The sequence below is a fragment of the Bradyrhizobium roseum genome, from assembly GCF_030413175.1.
Classification (GTDB): Bacteria; Pseudomonadota; Alphaproteobacteria; order Rhizobiales; family Xanthobacteraceae; genus Bradyrhizobium; species Bradyrhizobium roseum.
Genome location: NZ_CP129212.1, coordinates 4,475,681 through 4,493,890, shown reverse-complemented (window position 1 = coordinate 4,493,890; position 18,210 = coordinate 4,475,681). Strand labels below are relative to the sequence as shown.

The following is an 18,210-nucleotide window of genomic DNA, read 5'->3' as shown; positions in this document are numbered from 1 at the left end:
CGGCTCAGCCTCGAATAGATGCGGCGACTAACGTCCTGGTCGTCTTTCTTGCGGCGCTCGGCGACTGACGCACCAATTTGCTCGCCTGAACATCCGAAAATACTCGCAGCCTGCAAGAGGGCTTGTGTGCGGATTACGGAGTCGCTCGATATTCCATGCCATGTCCGCAACCAGAATACTTTGGGGCCAGATCGCTTGCGTCCTGACCGTCGTGCTCATTACGATGTGGGCCGCGACGCAATGGACAGCCTGGCGTCTCGGCTATCAGCCGCAACTCGGACACCCCTGGTTTGAGCTCGCGCCGGGCGTTCCTATCTATCTGCCTCCGGCCTTCTTCTGGTGGTGGTATGCCTACGATGCCTACGCACCTGACGTGTTCGCTGAAGGGGCATGCGTCGCTGCGTCCGGCGGGATCATCTCGATTATAGTCGCTTTCGCGATGTCGGTGTGGCGGGCTCGGGAGGCGGAGACAGCGGCTACATATGGTTCTGCACGTTGGGCCAGCCAGCTTGAGGTTCGAAGTGCTGGCCTTGCCGGCGCAGATGGCGTGATCCTCGGGCGGTTCGAGGGGCTTTATCTGCGGCACGATGGACCGGAGCATGTGCTGTGCTTCGCGCCGACCAGATCCGGCAAGGGTGTCGGACTTGTTGTGCCAACACTCCTGACCTGGCCGGGGAGTGCCATCGTCCATGACATCAAGGGTGAAAACTGGACCCTGACGTCAGGCTTTCGTGCCCGACACGGCCGGGTGCTGTTGTTTGATCCAACCAACTCGGCGAGTGCAGCGTACAACCCCCTTTTGGAAGTGAGGCGAGGGGAGTGGGAAGTTCGTGACGTCCAAAATGTCGCGGACGTGCTGGTCGATCCAGAAGGGTCCCTGGAGCGGCGAAACCATTGGGAGAAGACCAGCCACGCGCTGCTGGTCGGAGCCATCCTTCACGTTCTCTATGCGGAGCAGGACAAGACGCTCGCCGGCGTCGCGAGTTTTCTGTCCGATCCAAAGCGGCCGATCGAAACCACGCTCCGCGCGATGATGACCACGCGGCATCTCGGTGAAGCCGGGACCCATCCAGTGATCGCGTCCGCAGCGAGAGAACTGTTGAACAAGAGCGAGAATGAACGGTCCGGCGTGCTTTCGACCGCGATGTCTTTCCTCGGCCTTTACCGCGACCCTGTTGTTGCCGAGGTGACGCGCCGCTGTGATTGGTGCATCCGCGATCTCGTCGAAGACGATCGGCCGACGACGCTCTATCTCGTTGTGCCTCCGTCCGACATCAGCCGCACCACGCCGCTGGTGCGCTTGATCCTCAACCAGATCGGTCGTCGTCTCACCGAGGACCTCCACGCAAAGGGCCGCCGGCATCGATTGCTGCTCATGCTCGACGAGTTTCCGGCGCTTGGAAGGCTTGATTTCTTCGAGTCGGCGCTCGCCTTCATGGCGGGCTATGGGCTCAAGAGTTTCCTCATTGCGCAGTCGCTCAATCAGATCGAAAGAGCATACGGGCCGAATAACGCGATCCTCGATAATTGTCATGTGCGCGTTTCCTTTGCGACCAATGACGAGCGTACGGCCAGGCGGGTTTCGGATGCGCTTGGAACTGCCACGGAATTAAGGGCGATGAAGAACTACGCCGGTCACAGGCTCAGCCCGTGGCTTGGCCATCTCATGGTTTCGCGACAGGAGACCGCGCGGCCATTGCTAACGCCCGGCGAAGTGATGCAGCTTCCGCCCGAGGACGAACTGGTGCTGGTTTCCGGCGTGCCACCGATCCGCGCCAGGAAGGCGAGGTACTTTGAGGATCCACGTTTGACCGAGCGCGTGCTACCACCGCCAAACTCACGCTCCCTCGAGCCCGACGGTGGGGCGGCGACAGACGATTGGAGCCGGCAGCCAGCTGCGCAGAATTCAAATGTTGCCGATCCGGTAAGCTTCTCGGGTGCTCGGCAATCTACCGCAAATTCCGGCATTCGCCGTGAGCCGGAGCTTCCCGAGCACGAAAATATCGCGCCAGAGGTTTTGAAACCTCCACCTGAGTTCGACTTCACGGAGGACGAGAGCGACAGTCACGCCATACGGGCGCGCGCGCTGCGCATGAACGTTCCCGGTCTGGCGCGTCAGGCCGCGATGGATCCAGGCGACGGCCTCGACCTCTAGGATGAGATAATGCGAACCAAGCACACGTTTCGTTTGCCTCCGGACCTTGCGGGCCAGCTCGCCGATCATGCCAACCGCAAGAGAGTACCTCAGGCGCTCATCGTCGAAACCGCGCTGGCCTCGTTCCTGTCGCCGGACAATTCGGAGCGGATGGAGGCGGCGCTCGGCCGTCGCCTTGACCGGCTGACTCGGCAGGTCGAGCGGCTGGAGCGTCATATCACCATCTCAAATGAAGCGCTGGCCTTGTTCGTGCGGTTCTGGCTGACCGCAACGCCGCCGCTGCCTGATACGGCGCAGCCCGCCGCACAGGCCAAGGGCCGGGAACGGTATGAGGGGTTTGTTGGAGCCCTCGGGCGCCGGCTGGCCAGGGGCCAGACCTTGGCCCAGGAGATCTCGCTCGACGTCGATCCGACGCAAATGTCGCCAACCGTTCCTCGTGAGTGATTCCGCCATTCTTTCTTTTGCTACGCCACGGCACACCGACTGATATGAGCTTGTTGCACGAGCGCGTAACCTGCCTTTTCTACTGATCCCCACCGCCGAGCTCATATCTCGGCGACCTCGGGGGCAAGCGTGGCAGTTCATTCCTTTCAGTCCGAGGCGGCCTCGCGTGGTGCACGCATGTTGCGCACCGCGCTCGGACCGGCGATAGCGGCCTGGCTCGAAGACGCTGGGATCGTCGAGGTCATGCTCAATCCCGATGGCCGGCTCTGGGTCGATCGGTTGTCGGGGGGCATGACAGATACCGGCGAGCGTCTCGCCGCAGCCGACGGCGAGCGCATCGTGCGGCTCGTTGCCCATCACGTCGGCGCTGAGGTTCACGCCGCGCGGCCACGCGTCTCGGCCGAGTTGCCCGAGACGGGAGAGCGGTTCGAGGGGCTGCTGCCGCCGGTGGTGACCGCTCCAGCCTTTGCCATTCGCAAGCCGGCGGTGGCCGTCTTCACGCTCGACGACTATGTCGCCGCCGGCATCCTGACAGCCGCTCAGGCTGAAGGGCTGCGGAACGCTGTCCGGGACCGTCAAAACATCCTCGTGGCCGGCGGTACTTCGACCGGCAAGACCACGCTGACCAATGCCCTGCTGGCCGAGATTGCAAAAACTGCAGATCGCGTTGTGCTGATCGAGGATACGCGCGAACTCCAATGCAAGTCGGCTAACCTTGTGGCGCTGCGCACCAAGGATGGTGTCGCCTCGCTGTCCGACCTCGTGCGCTCCTCACTCCGGCTACGCCCGGACCGAATCCCGATCGGTGAGGTGCGAGGGGCCGAGGCGCTCGACCTTCTCAAGGCTTGGGGCACCGGCCATCCCGGTGGCGTCGGCACCATTCATGCCGGCACGGCGCTTGGCGCCCTTCACCGCCTCGAACAGCTTATCCAGGAAGCCGTCATCACCGTGCCGCGGGCGCTGATCGCGGACACCATCGGTGTGATTGCCGTTCTCTCCGGCCGCGGTGCGGACCGACGGCTGACGGAACTCGTGCGCGTCGATGGCCTGACGGCCGAGGGCGACTACCTCATTTCACCCGCAGGAGACCCATCATGAACGGCGTCACATTGAGAAGCGGAATGATAGCTGTTGCAATAGCTCTCAGCTCCGTGGCGATCCCGCCCACTGCAGAGGCCGCCGGCTCCAACATGCCGTGGGAGCAGCCGCTTAACCAGATCCTGCAGTCGGTCGAGGGGCCCGTCGCCAAGATTCTGGCCGTGATCATCATCATCGTCACGGGCCTTACGCTCGCCTTCGGCGACACTTCGGGCGGCTTTCGGCGCCTGATCCAGATCGTGTTCGGTCTGTCGATCGCGTTCGCAGCCTCGAGCTTCTTCCTGGCATTTTTCTCATTCGGCGGCGGAGTGCTGATCTGATGGACGGGCCGGTTGAAGGTTTTGCAATTCCGGTGCACCGCGCGCTGACCGAACCGATCCTGCTCGGCGGCGCGCCGCGTGCGATCGCCATCGTCAACGGCACCGTTGCCGCAGCGCTCGGCCTCGGCCTGCGGCTGTGGATCGCAGGCCTCCTGATCTGGGCGCTCGGTCATGCTGCTGCCGTCTGGGCCGCGAAGCGCGATCCGCTCTTTGTCGAGACCGCAAGACGCCATCTGCGCATCCCAACCCATCTGAATGTGTGAGCACCAATGATTAACCTTGCCGAATACCGCCATTCCACCACGCGTCTTGCGGATTTCCTGCCATGGGCCGCACTGGTCGGCGAAGGCATCGTCCTCAACAAGGACGGATCGTTTCAGAGGACCGCGCGCTTTCGCGGGCCCGATCTTGATTCCTCTGTTCCAGCAGAACTTGTTGCGGTTGCCGGCCGCCTCAATAACGCCTTGAGGCGCCTCGGATCCGGCTGGGCGGTGTTTGTTGAAGCGCAGAGGTATTCATCGAATGCCTATCCACCAAGCAGTTGTCCGGATGTGGCATCGGCGCTGGTCGATGCCGAGCGCCGGGCCCAATTCGAGGAAGAGGGAGCTCACTACGAGTCAGCCTATTTCCTCAGCTTCCTGTATCTGCCGCCGGCGGAGGATGCGGCGCGGGCCGAGCGTCTCCTTTTTGAGGGGCGGGAGCGCGGGCAGTCTGCCGGCGCCCATGAGGTATTGCGCGGCTTTGTCGATCGGACCGACCGCGTGCTGCAACTGGTCGAGGGGTTTATGCCGGAGTGCCGATGGCTCGATGACGGCGAGACCCTGACCTACCTGCATGCTTGCGTCTCGACCAAGCTACATCGCGTCCGCGTTCCCGAGATTCCGATGTATCTCGATGCGCTGTTGGCGGACCAGCCCCTGACGGGTGGGCTCGAGCCGATGCTGGGCGACCAACACCTGCGGGTGCTCACGATTGTTGGGTTCCCGACGGCAACCACGCCGGGGATCCTGGACGATCTCAACCGGCTTGCCTTCCCTTATCGGTGGTCGACCCGGGCGATCATGCTCGACAAGGCGGATGCAACGAAACTCCTGACAAGGATTCGGCGGCAATGGTTCGCCAAACGGAAATCCGTTGCCGCAATCCTGAAGGAGGTGATGACCAATGAGGCTTCGTCTCTCATCGATACCGACGCCAGCAACAAGGCTATCGATGCCGACGCCGCGTTGCAGGAGCTCGGCTCCGATCTGATCGGAGAGGCGTTTGTCACTGCCACGATCACGGTCTGGGACGAGAATCCGCGCGTCGCGGACGAACGGTTGCGCTTGGTCGAGAAGGTCATTCAGGGACGCGACTTCACCTGCATGGTAGAGGCCGTCAACGCCGTTGATGCCTGGCTGGGCTCGTTGCCCGGCCACGTCTATGCGAACGTTCGCCAGCCTCCGGTTTCGACCCTGAACATGGCCCATATGATACCGTTGTCCGCGGTTTGGGCAGGGCCGGCGAGGGACACTCATCTCGGCGCGCCGCCGCTGTTCTTCGCCAGGACGGAAGGATCAACGCCGTTTCGTTTCTCCCTCCATGTCGGGGACGTCGGACATACGCTGGTAGTCGGTCCGACCGGTGCCGGCAAATCCGTTCTGCTCGCGCTGATGGCGCTGCAGTTCCGCCGGTATCCAACCTCCCAGATCTTTGCCTTCGACTTCGGCGGGTCTATCCGGGCCGCAGCTCTCGCCATGAAGGGCGATTGGCACGATCTCGGCGGTGCGCTGTCCGACAACGCCTCCGATCCAGTCGCCTTGCAGCCGCTAGCCATGATTGACGATGCGGCGGAGCGTGGCTGGGCGGCGGAATGGATCGCAGCCATCCTCGCCCGCGAAAAGATCGACACGACGCCAGAAGCCAAGGAACATCTTTGGTCGGCGCTGTCCTCGCTGGCCTCGGCGCCTATTGGCGAACGAACGCTGACCGGTCTGTCCGTGCTGCTGCAGTCGCAGAGCCTGAAAAGGGCCCTCCAACCCTACTGCCTCGGCGGCCCCTTTGGGCGCTTGCTCGATGCCGAGACCGAACGGCTTGGAATAAGTTCGGTTCAGGTGTTCGAAACCGAGGGGCTGATCGGCACCGGCGCCGCGCCGGCCGTCCTGTCCTATCTCTATCACCGAATTGAGGGCCAGCTCGACGGCAGGCCAACGCTCCTCATTATCGACGAAGGTTGGCTCGCGCTCGATGACGAAGGGTTTGCCGGCCAGGTGCGCGAATGGCTGAAGACGCTCCGCAAGAAGAATGCCTCCGTCGTCTTCGCCACGCAGTCGCTCTCGGATATCGACGGCTCCGCGATTGCGCCCGCCATTATCGAGAGTTGCCCAACGCGGCTACTCCTTCCGAATGAGCGAGCTATCGAGCCGCAGATCTCGGCTATCTATCGGCGCTTCGGCCTCAACGACCGGCAGATCGAGATCCTGGCGCGCGCCACGCCCAAGCGTGACTACTACTGCCAATCCCGACGCGGCAATCGCCTGTTTGAGCTCGGTCTTGAAGAGTTCGCGCTCGCCTTCACGGCGGCTTCTTCGAAGTCAGATCAGGCAATGATCGAGCGAGTGCTCGCCGAACACGGCCGTGACGGTTTTGTCACCGGCTGGCTCAACGCGCGTGGGCTGGGTTGGGCTGCCGATCTCATTCCCGGTCTTATCAAGCAGGAAGGCTTATCATGAAGCGTCGCCGTCACCTCTCAGCGGTGGGTGCGCTCGCCATTGCCGCCGCATGCGCAGTTTCGTCCACCTCGGCGCAACTGATCGTATTTGATCCCAACAACTATGCGCAGAGCGTGCTCACGGCCGCGCGGGAGCTGCAGCAGATCAACAACCAGATCACCTCGCTGCACAACCAGGCGCAGATGCTGATCAACCAGGCCAGAAATCTCGCCAGCCTGCCGTATTCCTCGCTGCAGCAGCTCGATCAGTCGATCCAGCGAACCCAAGCGCTGCTCGGTCAGGCCCAGCGCATTGCCTACGATATCAAGCAGGTCGATCGAGCGTTCTCGACGACCTATGCGCCGGCCTCGACGAACGAGTCAGATCTAGCGTTGATCGCGAATGCGCAGACGCGCTGGCAGAATTCTGTGGCCGGCCTGCAGGATGCGTTGCGCGTTCAGGCGACCGTGGTCGGGAATCTGGACACTCACCGCAAAGAGATGTCGGCTCTCATCAGCTCAAGCCAAAGCGCTACCGGCGCGCTGCAGGCCAGTCAGGCCGGCAATCAGCTCCTTGGTCTGCAGGCGCAGCAGCTCGCCGACCTTACGGCAGCAGTTGTCGCGCAGGGACGGGCACAAAGCCTCGAGACCGCACAGCGCACCGTCGCCCAGGACCAGGGCAGGGAGCAGCTTCGTCGCTTTCTCGCACCCGGTCGGGGCTATCAGCCTTCAAGCGTGCGGATGTTTCACCAATGAGCGGACGTGATGGACTTAAGCGGGTGATGCTTGTGACGACAGCGGCTGCCGTCCCCATCCTCGTCGCAGCCTGCGCAATCCAGCTTCGCGACGACAGTGACGGTCCACCAGCGGCATCCTGGGCATCCCGGGCAACCAGTCCGCTTGGCAGCGAACTCGAACGCTGCCGGAAGGTCACCTCCGAGCAGGTGGCAGAACTGCAGGCGTGCCGTCTGATCTGGGCGGAGAACCGCCGTCGCTTCCTCGGATCAAAGAAAACACCGGGCGCTACTTCCGCCGATGCTCAACCAGGCAGCCCGACACCGATGTTGGCGCAGCCCAAGCATCCTGATCGTCTCCCCCAGGGCTGGCCGCCCGCTGCAACACCCGAACGCGAGTGATTCCAATGGGTGGCACCGGCGTCATCGACCGATTTCTGGAAACGTTCACCCGCTATATCGACAGCGGCTTCGGCCTGCTTGGTAACGAAGTCGCCTTCCTCGCAACCACGCTCGCCGCGATAGATGTCACGCTCGCCGCTCTGTTCTGGGCCTGGGGTACCGATGAAGACATCATCGCTCGCCTCGTGAGGAAGACGATCTTTGTCGGCGTGTTCGCTTACCTGATCGGCAACTGGAACAATCTCGCACGCATCGTTTTTGAGAGCTTTGCCGGTCTTGGCCTCAAGGCCTCAGGCACTGCGCTATCGTCGGCGGATTTCTTGCGTCCGGGGCGGATCGCGCAGGTCGGTATCGATGCGGGGCGGCCGATCCTGGAGTCGATCTCGGGATTGATGGGCTATGTCAGCTTCTTTGAGAACTTCGTTCAGATCGCGGTGCTGCTGTTTGCCTGGGTGATCGTGCTGCTCGCCTTCTTCATCCTCGCAATCCAGCTCTTTGTCACCCTGATTGAGTTCAAGCTGACGACCCTCGCGGGCTTCATCCTGATTCCGTTCGGTCTGTTCGGCAAGACGGCCTTCGCCGCCGAACGCGTGCTCGGCAACGTCATCTCGTCCGGCGTCAAAGTCATGGTGCTCGCCGCCATCGTCGGCATCGGCTCGTCGTTGTTCTCACAATTTACCGTTAGCTCGGCCGGCGCACAGGTCGGCATTGAAGATGCCATGGCCCTGGTGCTCGCCGCGTTAGCGCTGCTGGGCCTCGGAATCTTTGGGCCCGGCATCGCCAATGGCATCGTGTCCGGCGGTCCGCAACTTGGCGCCGGAGCCGCCGCAGGCACGGGGTTAGCTGCCGGCGGGGTCGTGGTGGCCGGAGCGGGCCTCGCTGCCGGAAGCCTCGGTGCACTCGCCGGCGCGGCGCGCGGGACTGCGGCGCTAGCGGGTAGTGCGAGCGGAGCGTTTCGGGCGGATGGTTTGTCCGGCGTCGCGGGTGCCGCCGCATCCGCGATGACGAGCCCGCTTCGTCGCGCCGCGGCTGCAAGCGGCTCGGCTTCAACTGGTGGCACTCCAGCCGGTGAAACTGGCGCAGCTCAGCCACCGGCAAGTTCCTCACCTCCGGACAGTCAGTCCAGTTCGGCCAGACGCTTGAAGCGGATGCAGACAATGGGTCAGGGGGCGTCGGCCGCTACCAACGTCGTTCGCACTGCCGACCATGGTGGAGGAGGCGCCTCCGTCGATCTCTCCGAAGGAGGGAAGTGATGTTCAAACGACCATCCGTTCACTATGGCCGCACGCCTGCGCCCGTAACGCCCTATCAGAAAGCGGCGCAAGTGTGGGACGAGCGCATCGGCTCGGCGCGGGTGCAGGCGAAGAACTGGCGGTTGATGGCATTCGGTTCGCTGATCCTGTCGACGGGGCTCGCATCCGGTCTTGTCTGGCAGTCGACTCAAGGCAGCATTACGCCCTGGGTCATTGAGGTCGATCGTCTCGGCCAGGCAGAGGCGGTTAGCCCAGCCAATCCCTTCTATCAGCCAACCGATCCGCAGATTGCCTTTCATTTGGCACGCTTCATCGAGAATGTTCGCGGGCTGTCGGCTGATGCCATCGTGCTGCGTCAGGACTGGCTGCGCGCCTACGACTTTACGACCGATCGCGGCGCCGCCGCCCTCAATGACCACGCCCGCGTCAACGATCCCTTTGCCAAACTCGGCAAGCTGCAGATCGCAGTGGAAATATCCAGCGTCATTCGTGCCTCGCCGGAAAGCTTTCGGGTCGCCTGGATCGAGCGCCGCTACGACAATGGGCAGCTTACCGCCACCGAGCGCTGGACCGCCATCCTCACGATCGTGATCGAAACTCCGCGCGATGCTGATCGTCTGCGCAAAAATCCTCTCGGGGTCTATGTCAACGCCATCAACTGGTCGAAGGAGCTTGGGCAGTGAATATGCAGATTCCTGGATGCGCTAGCCCGAGTGTACGCGACGTCATGCGCTCGTTTTTGTTGGCTTGCGTATTTGCACTCAGCGGCTGTGCGGCCTCCAAACCGCCGCAGATCAGCTACGACTACGATATCCCGCCACTTCCCGCTCCGCCCTCGCTGGCCGAGGATCGTCCACGATCCCTTCACGTTCCGCCGTCCTGGACGCCGGCGAAGGGAGGCAAGAAGGGAAGCGTTGAGGCAAAGGAGCCTGCTGCGCGGATCGAGACCGCCAATGACGCTGCGCGCGTCGAGCCGCGTAGCGCCGGCTACTTCAATGCTGTGCAAGTGTTCCCGTTTAGTCCCGGCGCCCTTTATCAGATTTACGCGAGCCCCGGACAGATCACCGATATCGCACTTGAGCCCGGCGAGCAGCTCACGGGCTCGGGGCCGGTGTCGGCTGGCGACACCGTGCGCTGGGTCGTTGGCGACACCGAAAGCGGAAGCGGCGATACCAGACGTGTCCACATCATGGTCAAGCCGACGCGGCCTTCGATTGAGACCAACCTCGTGGTCAACACGGACCGGCGCACCTATCTCATCGAGCTGCGCTCGCGTGAAAAGCACTATATGCCATCGGTCGCCTGGTTTTATCCCGAGGACAGGTCCGGCCGTGCCCGGGCAGTTTCCCCGACGCCAGCTTTTCCTGAATTTTCTGAGCGTCGCTATCGCTACGCCCTCGAGGGCGACAATCCGCCTTGGCGGCCGATCGGCGTCTATGACGATGGCCGCAAGGTCTATATCGAGTTCTCGCCCGGCATCGTTCAGGGAGAAATGCCTCCGCTGTTTGTCATCGGTCCCGACGGCAGTTCCGAGATCGTCAACTACCGAACCTATCGTAACGTGCTGATCGTCGATCGGCTGTTTGCCGCGGCAGAGCTGCGACTTGGCGGCAACCCTCAGCAAAAAGTCCGGCTCATGAGAAGCGACGGAAGGCCGTCGTGACTGATAAGCAAATGACTGGCGCCGATGGTCCTGGTTCTACCTCGCATAAGAGTGCTACGGAGATAGCCAGTTCACTGCGCCTGCGTCCAGAACGTCCGCCCGTGACACGCCTGTCGCGTAAGGTGTTGGCTGCGGGCACGGCCCTCGCGCTCGTTCTCGTTTCCGGAGCCGTGCTGTGGGCCCTGCAGCAGAATCGCGCGCGTGGTCCAGCTTCCGAAGAGCTTTACAGCATCGATCACCACAATGTGGCCGACGGCCTTGCCGGGCTGCCGCGCGACTATGCGGGCATTCCGCGCGATGTGCCGCGCCTTGGGCCGCCGTTGCCGGGTGATCTTGGTCGTCCCATTGTTGCGGCCCAGGCCCAGTCCGGGCCCCTTGGGATCGATCCCGAGCAGCAGCGAATGAGTCAGGAAAGTGAGGCCGCGCGCACCAGCAAGGTATTTGCGTCAACGAATGTTCGACCACCGGCTGCAGCAACTTCTGCCGAGACGACCTCAAATGTCGCAGCGCCGTCCGATGAGGCGTCTGCCCAGAATGGACAGGACCGCAAGCTCGCTTTTGTGAGCGCTGCCGTTGATCGGCGGACCACGAGCCCTGACCGTGTGGCGAAGCCAGCCTCGCGTTATGTCGTCCAGGCGGGGTCCGTGATTTCGGCGGCCCTTATTACGGGCATCCGATCCGATCTGCCTGGGCAGATCATGGCGCATGTGACCGAACCGCTATTTGATACGCTGTCCGGTCAAACTTTGTTGGTGCCCCAGGGGGCGCGGCTGATAGGAATCTACGATAGCCGCATTACACAGGGACAGTCGCGCGTGCTCCTGGTCTGGACACGCCTGATCCTGCCGAACGGCCGATCGATTGTCCTCGAGCGCCAGCCGGGTGCCGATACCGCAGGCTATGCCGGGCTTCACGACGAGGTCGATCACCACTGGGGCGAGCTGTTCAAGGCGGCGTTGCTGTCGACTTTGCTTGGTGTAGGAACCGAACTTGGGTCCGGCTCGGATGCCGGCAGTGGAAACAGCGCCATTCTGCAGGCCCTTCGCCGTGGGGTAGGGGAGTCCCTGAACCAAACCGGTCAACAGATCGTTCGGCGCAATCTCAACATCCAGCCGACCCTGACAATCCGGCCGGGTTTTCCGGTGCGGGTAATCGTCAATCGCGACCTCGTGCTCGAACCATATAGAGGCTGAAAAAATGGGAAAGCTGAAGCTCGGCGCTATCGCCGATGACAAGCCGGTAAAGCTCACCGTGGATCTGCCGGCCGATGTCCATCGCGATCTCGCGGCCTACACCGACATGCTCGCCCGTGAAACCGGGCAGTCGATCTCGGATCCGGCAAAGCTGGTCGCGCCAATGCTGGCGCGATTCATGGCAACCGACCGAGCCTTTGCAAAGACTCGCCGCAAGGGTCAGCCTGCACAAGGCAAGGGATAGCGCTCACTCAAAAGTTTCTGGAAGTTCGCCAGCGCTGGATTGTCATTGTCCGTGCACCAATGTGCGGAATAAATTGACCTGACTCGGGCCCGTGCCGTCTCGTACCTTTCGATAAGTCAGGCTCGCAAAAGTGATGCCGATGCCGGACTTGGCTGCCTGACACCAAAGCCTATTGATATTAGGGTCTTGATGCTGGTGATCGCCGAAAGTGCGCCGAAGGACGACGGAGATCGCCAGCTCACGGACCTGCCGGCGAACCTTCTGAGAATCGGCGGGGTTAAATCGACCTGAAATTTGCGCGGGCGCAAAGATCCAATGGCGCCGAGGCCTCAGAATGGTGGCATGCAAAACATATCGGTACCCACTACGGAAATGATCGTCGATGATGTGATGCGTCGTTGGCCATCGACGATCCGAATTTTTGTGAAATTCCAAATGCTATGCGTGGGGTGTCCGATCGCGAACTTCCACTCGGTCGGCGAGGCGAGCGATGAGCACGAACTCGAGACCGGAACCTTCCTGTCGAAAATCGTGGAGAAGGCGAAAGAGGCGACTTAGGGACTACGCTTACGTGCCTGAATGGCCTCGTCGCCTTGGGCAAGTCCATGGAGGCGGTGGGGGTCCCGCAACACGATGCGCTGCCGGCCTCCCTCGATGAGTCCTTCGCTTTCCCAAGCGCTGAGGATGCGGCTGACCGTGTGCAGGGTCGTACCGGTCATCTCGGCGATGTCCTGCCGGCTGATCGGAAAGTCGATCTCGACGCCACTCTCGACCTTTCGTCCTGCTTGTTTGGCGAGGCGGAGAAGGGCGTGGGCGACCCGTTGTTCGACCTGTTCGTTCGATAACTCCAGAACGCGTGCCTGGGTGTCCTGCAGACGGCTGCCAACGGTTTGCAGGGCGCTCGCAGCAAGGCTGGGATATTTGGCTATCAGGCGCTGCCATGACGATGACGGCCATGCCAGCGCGATGCTGTCGACGGCGGCGACCGCGGTCGCGGGATAGTGCGTCAGGTTCATGGCCTGTGCCACCCCGAAGAGCTCGCCCGCGGAAACGTAGCGAACCACGGTCTGCTGCCCCTGCGCGGTCGTCTTTTCGACGCGCAGATGTCCGTGAAGCAGAAGAAAGAACCGGATGGCCTCCAGTCCCTGATCGAAGACCGCAGTGCCCTTGGAGTACCGGGTCGAGCGCGCTTCGCGCAGCAGGTCGTCCTGCTCGGCCGGCGAAAGGCCCGCGAACATCGGCAAATTCGCCACCAGCGACCGGTCGACAGAGGCCATGATTCTCTTTCCTTGGATCGCGACGGACGATATCCGGCTCCCGCGCACGCCTCAATGCCGTTGGCGGGTCTTACTCCATGGAACCCGCTTGGAAGTTGCGCTGGCGCAATCTCCGGAGGGGCCGGTCGGCTTATGTCATTCAGGGGTCCGGCCCCCCGGGGGTAAGTTCGAAGGAAAGCGGAACGAGGAAGTCTGCAATGCTGGCCGCCGCTGCGGCGTGTCTGATCATGGCTTGCCGGCGGTGCCAAGGCTGCCGAGATCGAAGTCAAGATGCTCAACCAGGGGAGCGACGTCGCCGTGATGATGTTCGAGCCGGCCTTGGTGAAAATTGCTCCGGGGGACACCGTCAAGTTCGTTCCGACCGATAAAGGCCACAACGCGGAATCCATCAAGGTCATGCTACCCGACGGCGCCACCCTGTTCCAGGCAAGGACAACGATGATATCGTCGTGAAGTTCGACAAGGACGGCATCTACGGCGTGAAGTGCGTACCTCATTACGGCATGGGAATGGTTGCTATGATCGTCGTTGGATCCCCTACGAACATCGGCCAGGCCAAGGCTGTCCCGCAGGTCGGCAAGGCCAAGCAGGTGTTCGCGACCCTGTTCGACAAGCTCGAGGCCAGCAAGACCGCCGCAAAGTAAGCGGTCTAACACGAGGCTATCGCCGCCGCACACACCATTGCATCGGATGGAAGAGGACCCCGTCATCCGTCCACGCGTTGTGCAGACCCTCTATGGGCCGGCCGCAGAGCGGATGCGTTCGATGCCGTCCCCTGATGTCGCCGAGTGCAATGGTCGCAAGCGTGATCGGGATCCAACTGCCCCGCAGCGAGCCGTTGCCGGCATCTGATACGAATAGGCACTGGTTGGAGATGATTGATCGAAACTGAAGAGCGTCCAAAGGAACGGATCGAGGGATCGCGGTCGGATGCGTGCCAAAAGACGCAATGAAGGCTGCTGAGACGTACGCGGAGGACTCACGCCGAGCAACAGCGCGGGCTGGTCGAGGAGCTTCGACGCAAGCTTCGTTGATTACTGCGCCGCTTCCGGCTCGGCCGAACAGCAGGAGCAACAACTCGATTTGCCTTCGGGAAAGGTCAAGAGAGGAATTTCGTCGTCCATGCGGCGCAGGAGGTCCGCGGCGATGGTTTCTGCGTGCCTTCGCTCAATGCCGCTGTGGCTTCGTTCCCGACCACGCAGCTCTCGAAAATTCGCATCTCGTCCTCCGTCGGTGATGTTTCGGATAATGCCGGAGCCACCGGGCCCGTTCTTTGTTGGAGTTCAAACATCAGGACGAACGACCGCGTAGTTTGTGCCACGACAAAGAGATGCCGGGTCGCTTCGGCCTACGATGCCTCCAATCAAACGGGAACGACGTCCATGGCGACGATGCAGAAATTGAGAGACTTCAAGGGGCCTGCACTTCTGTCGCACGGCTTCCGCCCCTTTTTCCTTTTTGGCGCGGTTTATGCCGGCGTTATGATTCCCTTGTGGCTCGCGGTGTTCACCGGTCACGTCTCGCTACCTTTGGCATTTTCGCCGCGGGACTGGCACGTCCACGAGATGCTGTTCGGTTACATGGGCGCCGTCATCGCGGGCTTCCTTCTGACCGCGATTCCGAATTGGACCGGGCGGCTTCCCATCCAGGGCGTTCCGCTCGCCGTCCTGTTTTCGTCCTGGATGGCGGGTCGTCTGGCCGTGACGTTCGGCGGCTGGGTGGCCTGGCAGATCGCTTTGGCCGTCGATGCGACTTTCCTTGTGCTGCTTGCGGTCGCGGCGGCCCGCGAGATCGCTGCCGGACGCAAATGGAACAACCTGAAGGTGGTCGCCATCATCTCGCTTTTGGCGCTGGTGAACGTCGCCTTCCATTTGGAAGCGCACTTCCATGGCGCGGCGGAATATTCAACACGCGCCGGTATCGCCCTCGTCGTGACACTGGTCTGCGTGATCGGTGGGCGGATCGTGCCGAGTTTCACGCGCAACTGGCTCGCGCGCCGCACGCCGGGACGGCTTCCAGTTCCTTTCGACCGTTTCGACGCGATCGCTATGATCGTCGGGGTCTTTGCAATGATCCTGTGGGTGTATGCGCCGACGGGGTGGCTGCCGGCCGGCGCGCTTACGGCCGCCGGGCTGCTCCATCTGGCGCGTCTCCTCCGCTGGGCCGGAGAGCGCACCTTTTCGGATCGCCTGGTCCTGATCCTGCACGTGGCTTATGCGTTCGTGCCTGCCGGTTTCTTCCTCTCGGCCTTGGCCTCGATCAATCTCGTCGCCCAAGGTGCGGGCGTGCATGCCTGGACCGGCGGCGCGATCGGTTGCATGACGATCGCCGTCATGACACGAGCTTCGCTCGGACATACCGGGCAAGCGCTCAAGGCGTCGGCTCTCGTTCAGTCCGTCTACGCGGCCATCGTGGTCGCTGCCCTTGCACGTGTCTGTGCGGCTCTCGAGCCGAGCCACGCCCTCCCGTTGCTGACGGTATCCGGCATCGCATGGATGCTTGCCTTCTTCGGCTTCGCGGTCGCCTACGCGCCACTTCTGTGCCGAGCGAAAAGGTTTTGAGGCTGTGATGATCGGCGCCAGCATATCTCGATGGACAATGACCTACTTCGCGATGGCGCTCGCGTGGCTGTTCGTCGCGCTTGCGCTCATGATCGCGGGAGTCGGCTATCCGGCGTCCGACATAGTTTCCCCGGATACGCTGATCCTAGTTCACGCGGTCAGCATCGGCTGGCTCAGCCTTGCGATGTGCGGCGCGCTGTTCCAGTTCGTTCCCGTTCTCGTGGCAAAGCCCCTGTTCTCGGAGAAATGCGCGCTGCCGGCGCTGGCGCTCCTGAGTGCCGGGCTCCTCGTTCTGCTTGCCGGTTTTCTTTCCTTGGGCGGCCATCTGCCGCCGGCGCTTTGGCTGCTTCCCGCCGGAGCCGTGCTGCTCGTCGCCGGCTTCGGCCTGGTCGTCGTCGACCTCGGCCTGACGGCGTGGCTGCGCCCGACGGGGCCGGCCCGCTTCGTCCTCGTCGGCTTGGCCTCGCTTTGCGCCACGATCGCTTTCGGCGCGATTTTCGCTTTTGGACTTGCGGGTTGGGCGGGGTCGCTCGGTGACGTTCTCATGACCACCGGCGTCCCGCTGCACGCCATAGCCGGGTTGGGCGGCTGGCTGACGTTGACGGCCATGGGCGTGAGCTACCGCCTACTCGCCATGTTCATGCTATCGCCGGACGTGGACGACCGGCAGAGCCGGCTTACCCTCGCCGCCGGAGCTCTCGCCGTCGCCGTGACGGTTGCCGGCGGCGGCCTCGCGATCGGTTTGAATTCCGGCCTGAAGATCGTGTTGTCGATGGCGGCCATTCTCGGGCTGGCCTCCGCGGCGCTCTATGGCCGCGACATTGCTTTCATTTTCCGCAACCGAAAGAGGCGACAGCTTGAACTCAACATGCGTATGGCGACGTTGTCCTTCGTAAGCTTGGCAGGGACGGCTGTCGTGGGCGTCGCACTCGCGATGAGCGATACTTTCGCCGCACATTTGGGGGCATTCGCATTCCTTGCCGTATTCGGCTGGCTCTCTGGCCTGGTTCTCGCAAAGCTCTACAAGATCGTAGCGTTCCTGACCTGGCTCGAGACCTACGGACCCGTGATGGGGCGGGCGCCGACACCGCGTGTCCAGGACCTCGTCGCCGAGGGCAGGGCGACGAAGTGGTTCATCGTCTACTACGCAGCGGTCGGCGCTGGGACGTTGACGCTGCTGGCAGGCGCTCCGGAGATATTCCGGCTTACGATCGCCGCGATGACCCTCGGCGTCGTCGGAATCGTGCGCGAGGTAATTCGGATCCGGCGGCTCGCCTATGTCGCGGATCCGCTGCGGCTTCCTGGCGGCGCAGTAGCCCCGCACTTGCTGTTTGCCAGAAATTGAGAGAGGAAACCATGACGCACTACATCGACGTCGACGTCCGCCCGATCCTTCGATCCGGAGGCGAACCGTTCTCTGTCATCATGGCCGCGCTTCAAGGTCTCGAGCCGGGCCAGGGGATTCGTCTCTACGCGACGTTCAAGCCGCTCCCGCTATTCGCCGTCATGGCCGAAAAGGGATTCGCACATTCCGAGCGGGAACTCGATGGCGGCCAGTGGGAGGTCTTGTTCACCCCGGCGGTTACGAAGCCCGACCAGGCGGCGGTCGCGAACCCCTCGGCCTTCGAAGAATGGCCAGAGCCCGCCCTCAAGCTCGACAATCGGGATCTCGATCCTCCGGAGCCCATGGTACGGATCCTTGCTGCCGCGGACCAGCTTGCGCCCGGCGAGACCCTGTCGGCGCTGCTGCGCCGCGAGCCGGTATTTCTGTTCCCACAGCTCGAAAAACGCGGTTTCCGTTGGCTCGGCGGCTTCACGCCCGATGGCGAGACCTACGAACTGACCGTCCGGGCTCCGTCGTGAGCGGCGAGCTCGCCGATCGGGTGCGCGAAGCGCTGCGGGTCGTGATCGATCCGGAACTAGGCGAAAACATCGTCGATCTTGGTTTCATCTACGGCATCGCGGTCGCCGAAGGAGTTGTCAGAATTACGATGACCGCGACGACTCCGGGATGCCCGGCGACGGGTTTCCTGAAGGAAGGGGTTCAGGCTGCTGCGAGCGGCGTCCCAGGGGTCGTTTCCGCGGTCGTGACGATGACCTTCGAGCCGGCATGGGACCCCTCCCGCATCGCCCCCGCCGTTCGGGCTTCTCTTGGCTTTGCTGCGGTGAACTGACGG

At 62.6% G+C, this 18,210-nt stretch carries 19 protein-coding genes and 1 pseudogene; 19 read left to right on the top strand and 1 reads right to left on the bottom strand.

Annotated elements, in window-relative coordinates; translation table 11 throughout:
• Positions 1-160: 160 nt before the first annotated feature.
• The 14 genes from QUH67_RS21495 to QUH67_RS21430 all read left to right on the top strand — a co-directional run bounded on the left by QUH67_RS21495 (position 161) and on the right by QUH67_RS21430 (position 12,753).
• Positions 161-2,155 (top strand): conjugal transfer protein TraG, encoded by a 1,995-nt coding sequence (locus QUH67_RS21495; protein ID WP_300941010.1) that lies wholly within the window; start codon positions 161-163, stop codon positions 2,153-2,155.
• A 9-nt stretch (positions 2,156-2,164) separates the two neighbouring features.
• Positions 2,165-2,599: a CopG family transcriptional regulator gene (locus tag QUH67_RS21490; RefSeq protein ID WP_300941008.1), complete on the top strand. Its 435-nt coding sequence runs from the start codon at positions 2,165-2,167 to the stop codon at positions 2,597-2,599.
• A 129-nt stretch (positions 2,600-2,728) separates the two neighbouring features.
• Positions 2,729-3,697: a P-type conjugative transfer ATPase TrbB gene (trbB, locus tag QUH67_RS21485; protein ID WP_300941007.1), complete on the top strand. Its 969-nt coding sequence runs from the start codon at positions 2,729-2,731 to the stop codon at positions 3,695-3,697.
• Positions 3,698-3,720: 23 nt separating this feature from the next.
• Complete coding sequence (locus tag QUH67_RS21480; RefSeq protein WP_300941006.1) at positions 3,721-4,017, top strand: TrbC/VirB2 family protein; 297 nt, start codon at positions 3,721-3,723, stop codon at positions 4,015-4,017.
• Complete coding sequence (locus QUH67_RS21475) at positions 4,017-4,280, top strand: VirB3 family type IV secretion system protein (RefSeq protein WP_300941005.1); 264 nt, start codon at positions 4,017-4,019, stop codon at positions 4,278-4,280. Before QUH67_RS21480 ends, QUH67_RS21475 begins: the two co-directional genes overlap by 1 nt.
• 6 nt (positions 4,281-4,286) lie before the next feature.
• Positions 4,287-6,728, top strand: coding sequence for a conjugal transfer protein TrbE (trbE, locus tag QUH67_RS21470; protein WP_300941004.1), 2,442 nt, complete (start codon positions 4,287-4,289; stop codon positions 6,726-6,728).
• Entirely contained in the window at positions 6,725-7,462 is a 738-nt protein-coding gene (trbJ, locus tag QUH67_RS21465) for a P-type conjugative transfer protein TrbJ (protein WP_300941003.1), read from the top strand. Before trbE ends, trbJ begins: the two co-directional genes overlap by 4 nt.
• Positions 7,459-7,842, top strand: a complete 384-nt coding sequence (gene trbK-alt, locus QUH67_RS21460; protein WP_320416085.1) for a putative entry exclusion protein TrbK-alt — start codon at positions 7,459-7,461, stop codon at positions 7,840-7,842. Before trbJ ends, trbK-alt begins: the two co-directional genes overlap by 4 nt.
• A gap of 5 nt (positions 7,843-7,847) precedes the next feature.
• A complete protein-coding gene (gene trbL / locus QUH67_RS21455; protein WP_300941002.1) occupies positions 7,848-9,095 on the top strand; it encodes a P-type conjugative transfer protein TrbL in 1,248 nt (415 codons plus the stop codon).
• A complete protein-coding gene (gene trbF / locus QUH67_RS21450) occupies positions 9,095-9,778 on the top strand; it encodes a conjugal transfer protein TrbF (RefSeq protein ID WP_300941001.1) in 684 nt (227 codons plus the stop codon). The genes trbL and trbF overlap by 1 nt, the downstream gene beginning before the upstream one ends.
• A gap of 44 nt (positions 9,779-9,822) precedes the next feature.
• Positions 9,823-10,758 (top strand): P-type conjugative transfer protein TrbG, encoded by a 936-nt coding sequence (gene trbG / locus QUH67_RS21445; RefSeq protein WP_300941000.1) that lies wholly within the window; start codon positions 9,823-9,825, stop codon positions 10,756-10,758.
• 11 nt (positions 10,759-10,769) lie between these two features.
• Positions 10,770-11,951 carry a TrbI/VirB10 family protein gene (locus QUH67_RS21440; RefSeq protein WP_300948122.1) on the top strand — a complete coding sequence of 394 codons (1,182 nt, stop codon included), beginning with the start codon at positions 10,770-10,772 and terminating at the stop codon, positions 11,949-11,951.
• 4 nt (positions 11,952-11,955) lie between these two features.
• On the top strand, positions 11,956-12,195 hold the full coding sequence (locus QUH67_RS21435) for a DUF2274 domain-containing protein (protein WP_300940999.1): 240 nt from the start codon (positions 11,956-11,958) through the stop codon (positions 12,193-12,195).
• Positions 12,196-12,537: 342 nt separating this feature from the next.
• Positions 12,538-12,753: a DUF1858 domain-containing protein gene (locus QUH67_RS21430; protein WP_300940998.1), complete on the top strand. Its 216-nt coding sequence runs from the start codon at positions 12,538-12,540 to the stop codon at positions 12,751-12,753.
• On the opposite strand, the gene QUH67_RS21425 is transcribed toward QUH67_RS21430, so the two are convergent.
• Positions 12,750-13,472: a Crp/Fnr family transcriptional regulator gene (locus QUH67_RS21425; RefSeq protein ID WP_300940997.1), complete on the bottom strand. Its 723-nt coding sequence runs from the start codon at positions 13,470-13,472 to the stop codon at positions 12,750-12,752. The two genes, QUH67_RS21430 and QUH67_RS21425, sit on opposite strands and share 4 nt — an antisense overlap.
• Positions 13,473-13,730: 258 nt before the next feature.
• On the opposite strand from QUH67_RS21425, the pseudogene QUH67_RS21420 reads away from it, so the two are divergent.
• The 5 genes and pseudogenes from QUH67_RS21420 to QUH67_RS21400 all read left to right on the top strand — a co-directional run bounded on the left by QUH67_RS21420 (position 13,731) and on the right by QUH67_RS21400 (position 18,207).
• Positions 13,731-14,116: pseudogene (locus tag QUH67_RS21420) on the top strand (pseudoazurin).
• Between the two features lie 738 nt (positions 14,117-14,854).
• Positions 14,855-16,033, top strand: coding sequence for an NnrS family protein (locus tag QUH67_RS21415; RefSeq protein WP_300940996.1), 1,179 nt, complete (start codon positions 14,855-14,857; stop codon positions 16,031-16,033).
• Between the two features lie 37 nt (positions 16,034-16,070).
• Positions 16,071-17,378 carry a hypothetical protein gene (locus QUH67_RS21410; RefSeq protein WP_300940995.1) on the top strand — a complete coding sequence of 436 codons (1,308 nt, stop codon included), beginning with the start codon at positions 16,071-16,073 and terminating at the stop codon, positions 17,376-17,378.
• Between the two features lie 11 nt (positions 17,379-17,389).
• A complete protein-coding gene (locus QUH67_RS21405; protein ID WP_300940994.1) occupies positions 17,390-17,896 on the top strand; it encodes a DUF2249 domain-containing protein in 507 nt (168 codons plus the stop codon).
• A complete protein-coding gene (locus QUH67_RS21400) occupies positions 17,893-18,207 on the top strand; it encodes a metal-sulfur cluster assembly factor (RefSeq protein ID WP_300940992.1) in 315 nt (104 codons plus the stop codon). Before QUH67_RS21405 ends, QUH67_RS21400 begins: the two co-directional genes overlap by 4 nt.
• The last annotated feature ends 3 nt before the right edge of the window (positions 18,208-18,210 follow it).

What these genes read in the sequence shown, in the direction of transcription:
- QUH67_RS21495 (WP_300941010.1), top strand. Translation starts at nt 161, where the DNA reads ATGTCCGCAACCAGAATACTTTGGGGCCAGATCGCTTGCGTCCTGACC.
- QUH67_RS21490 (WP_300941008.1), top strand. Translation starts at nt 2,165, where the DNA reads ATGCGAACCAAGCACACGTTTCGTTTGCCTCCGGACCTTGCGGGCCAG.
- QUH67_RS21480 (WP_300941006.1), top strand. Translation starts at nt 3,721, where the DNA reads ATGATAGCTGTTGCAATAGCTCTCAGCTCCGTGGCGATCCCGCCCACT.
- QUH67_RS21475 (WP_300941005.1), top strand. Translation starts at nt 4,017, where the DNA reads ATGGACGGGCCGGTTGAAGGTTTTGCAATTCCGGTGCACCGCGCGCTG.
- trbE (WP_300941004.1), top strand. Translation starts at nt 4,287, where the DNA reads ATGATTAACCTTGCCGAATACCGCCATTCCACCACGCGTCTTGCGGAT.
- trbJ (WP_300941003.1), top strand. Translation starts at nt 6,725, where the DNA reads ATGAAGCGTCGCCGTCACCTCTCAGCGGTGGGTGCGCTCGCCATTGCC.
- trbK-alt (WP_320416085.1), top strand. Translation starts at nt 7,459, where the DNA reads ATGAGCGGACGTGATGGACTTAAGCGGGTGATGCTTGTGACGACAGCG.
- trbL (WP_300941002.1), top strand. Translation starts at nt 7,848, where the DNA reads ATGGGTGGCACCGGCGTCATCGACCGATTTCTGGAAACGTTCACCCGC.
- trbF (WP_300941001.1), top strand. Translation starts at nt 9,095, where the DNA reads ATGTTCAAACGACCATCCGTTCACTATGGCCGCACGCCTGCGCCCGTA.
- trbG (WP_300941000.1), top strand. Translation starts at nt 9,823, where the DNA reads ATGCGCTCGTTTTTGTTGGCTTGCGTATTTGCACTCAGCGGCTGTGCG.
- QUH67_RS21440 (WP_300948122.1), top strand. Translation starts at nt 10,770, where the DNA reads ATGACTGGCGCCGATGGTCCTGGTTCTACCTCGCATAAGAGTGCTACG.
- QUH67_RS21435 (WP_300940999.1), top strand. Translation starts at nt 11,956, where the DNA reads ATGGGAAAGCTGAAGCTCGGCGCTATCGCCGATGACAAGCCGGTAAAG.
- QUH67_RS21430 (WP_300940998.1), top strand. Translation starts at nt 12,538, where the DNA reads ATGCAAAACATATCGGTACCCACTACGGAAATGATCGTCGATGATGTG.
- QUH67_RS21425 (WP_300940997.1), bottom strand. Translation starts at nt 13,472, where the DNA reads ATGGCCTCTGTCGACCGGTCGCTGGTGGCGAATTTGCCGATGTTCGCG.
- QUH67_RS21415 (WP_300940996.1), top strand. Translation starts at nt 14,855, where the DNA reads ATGGCGACGATGCAGAAATTGAGAGACTTCAAGGGGCCTGCACTTCTG.
- QUH67_RS21410 (WP_300940995.1), top strand. Translation starts at nt 16,071, where the DNA reads ATGACCTACTTCGCGATGGCGCTCGCGTGGCTGTTCGTCGCGCTTGCG.
- QUH67_RS21405 (WP_300940994.1), top strand. Translation starts at nt 17,390, where the DNA reads ATGACGCACTACATCGACGTCGACGTCCGCCCGATCCTTCGATCCGGA.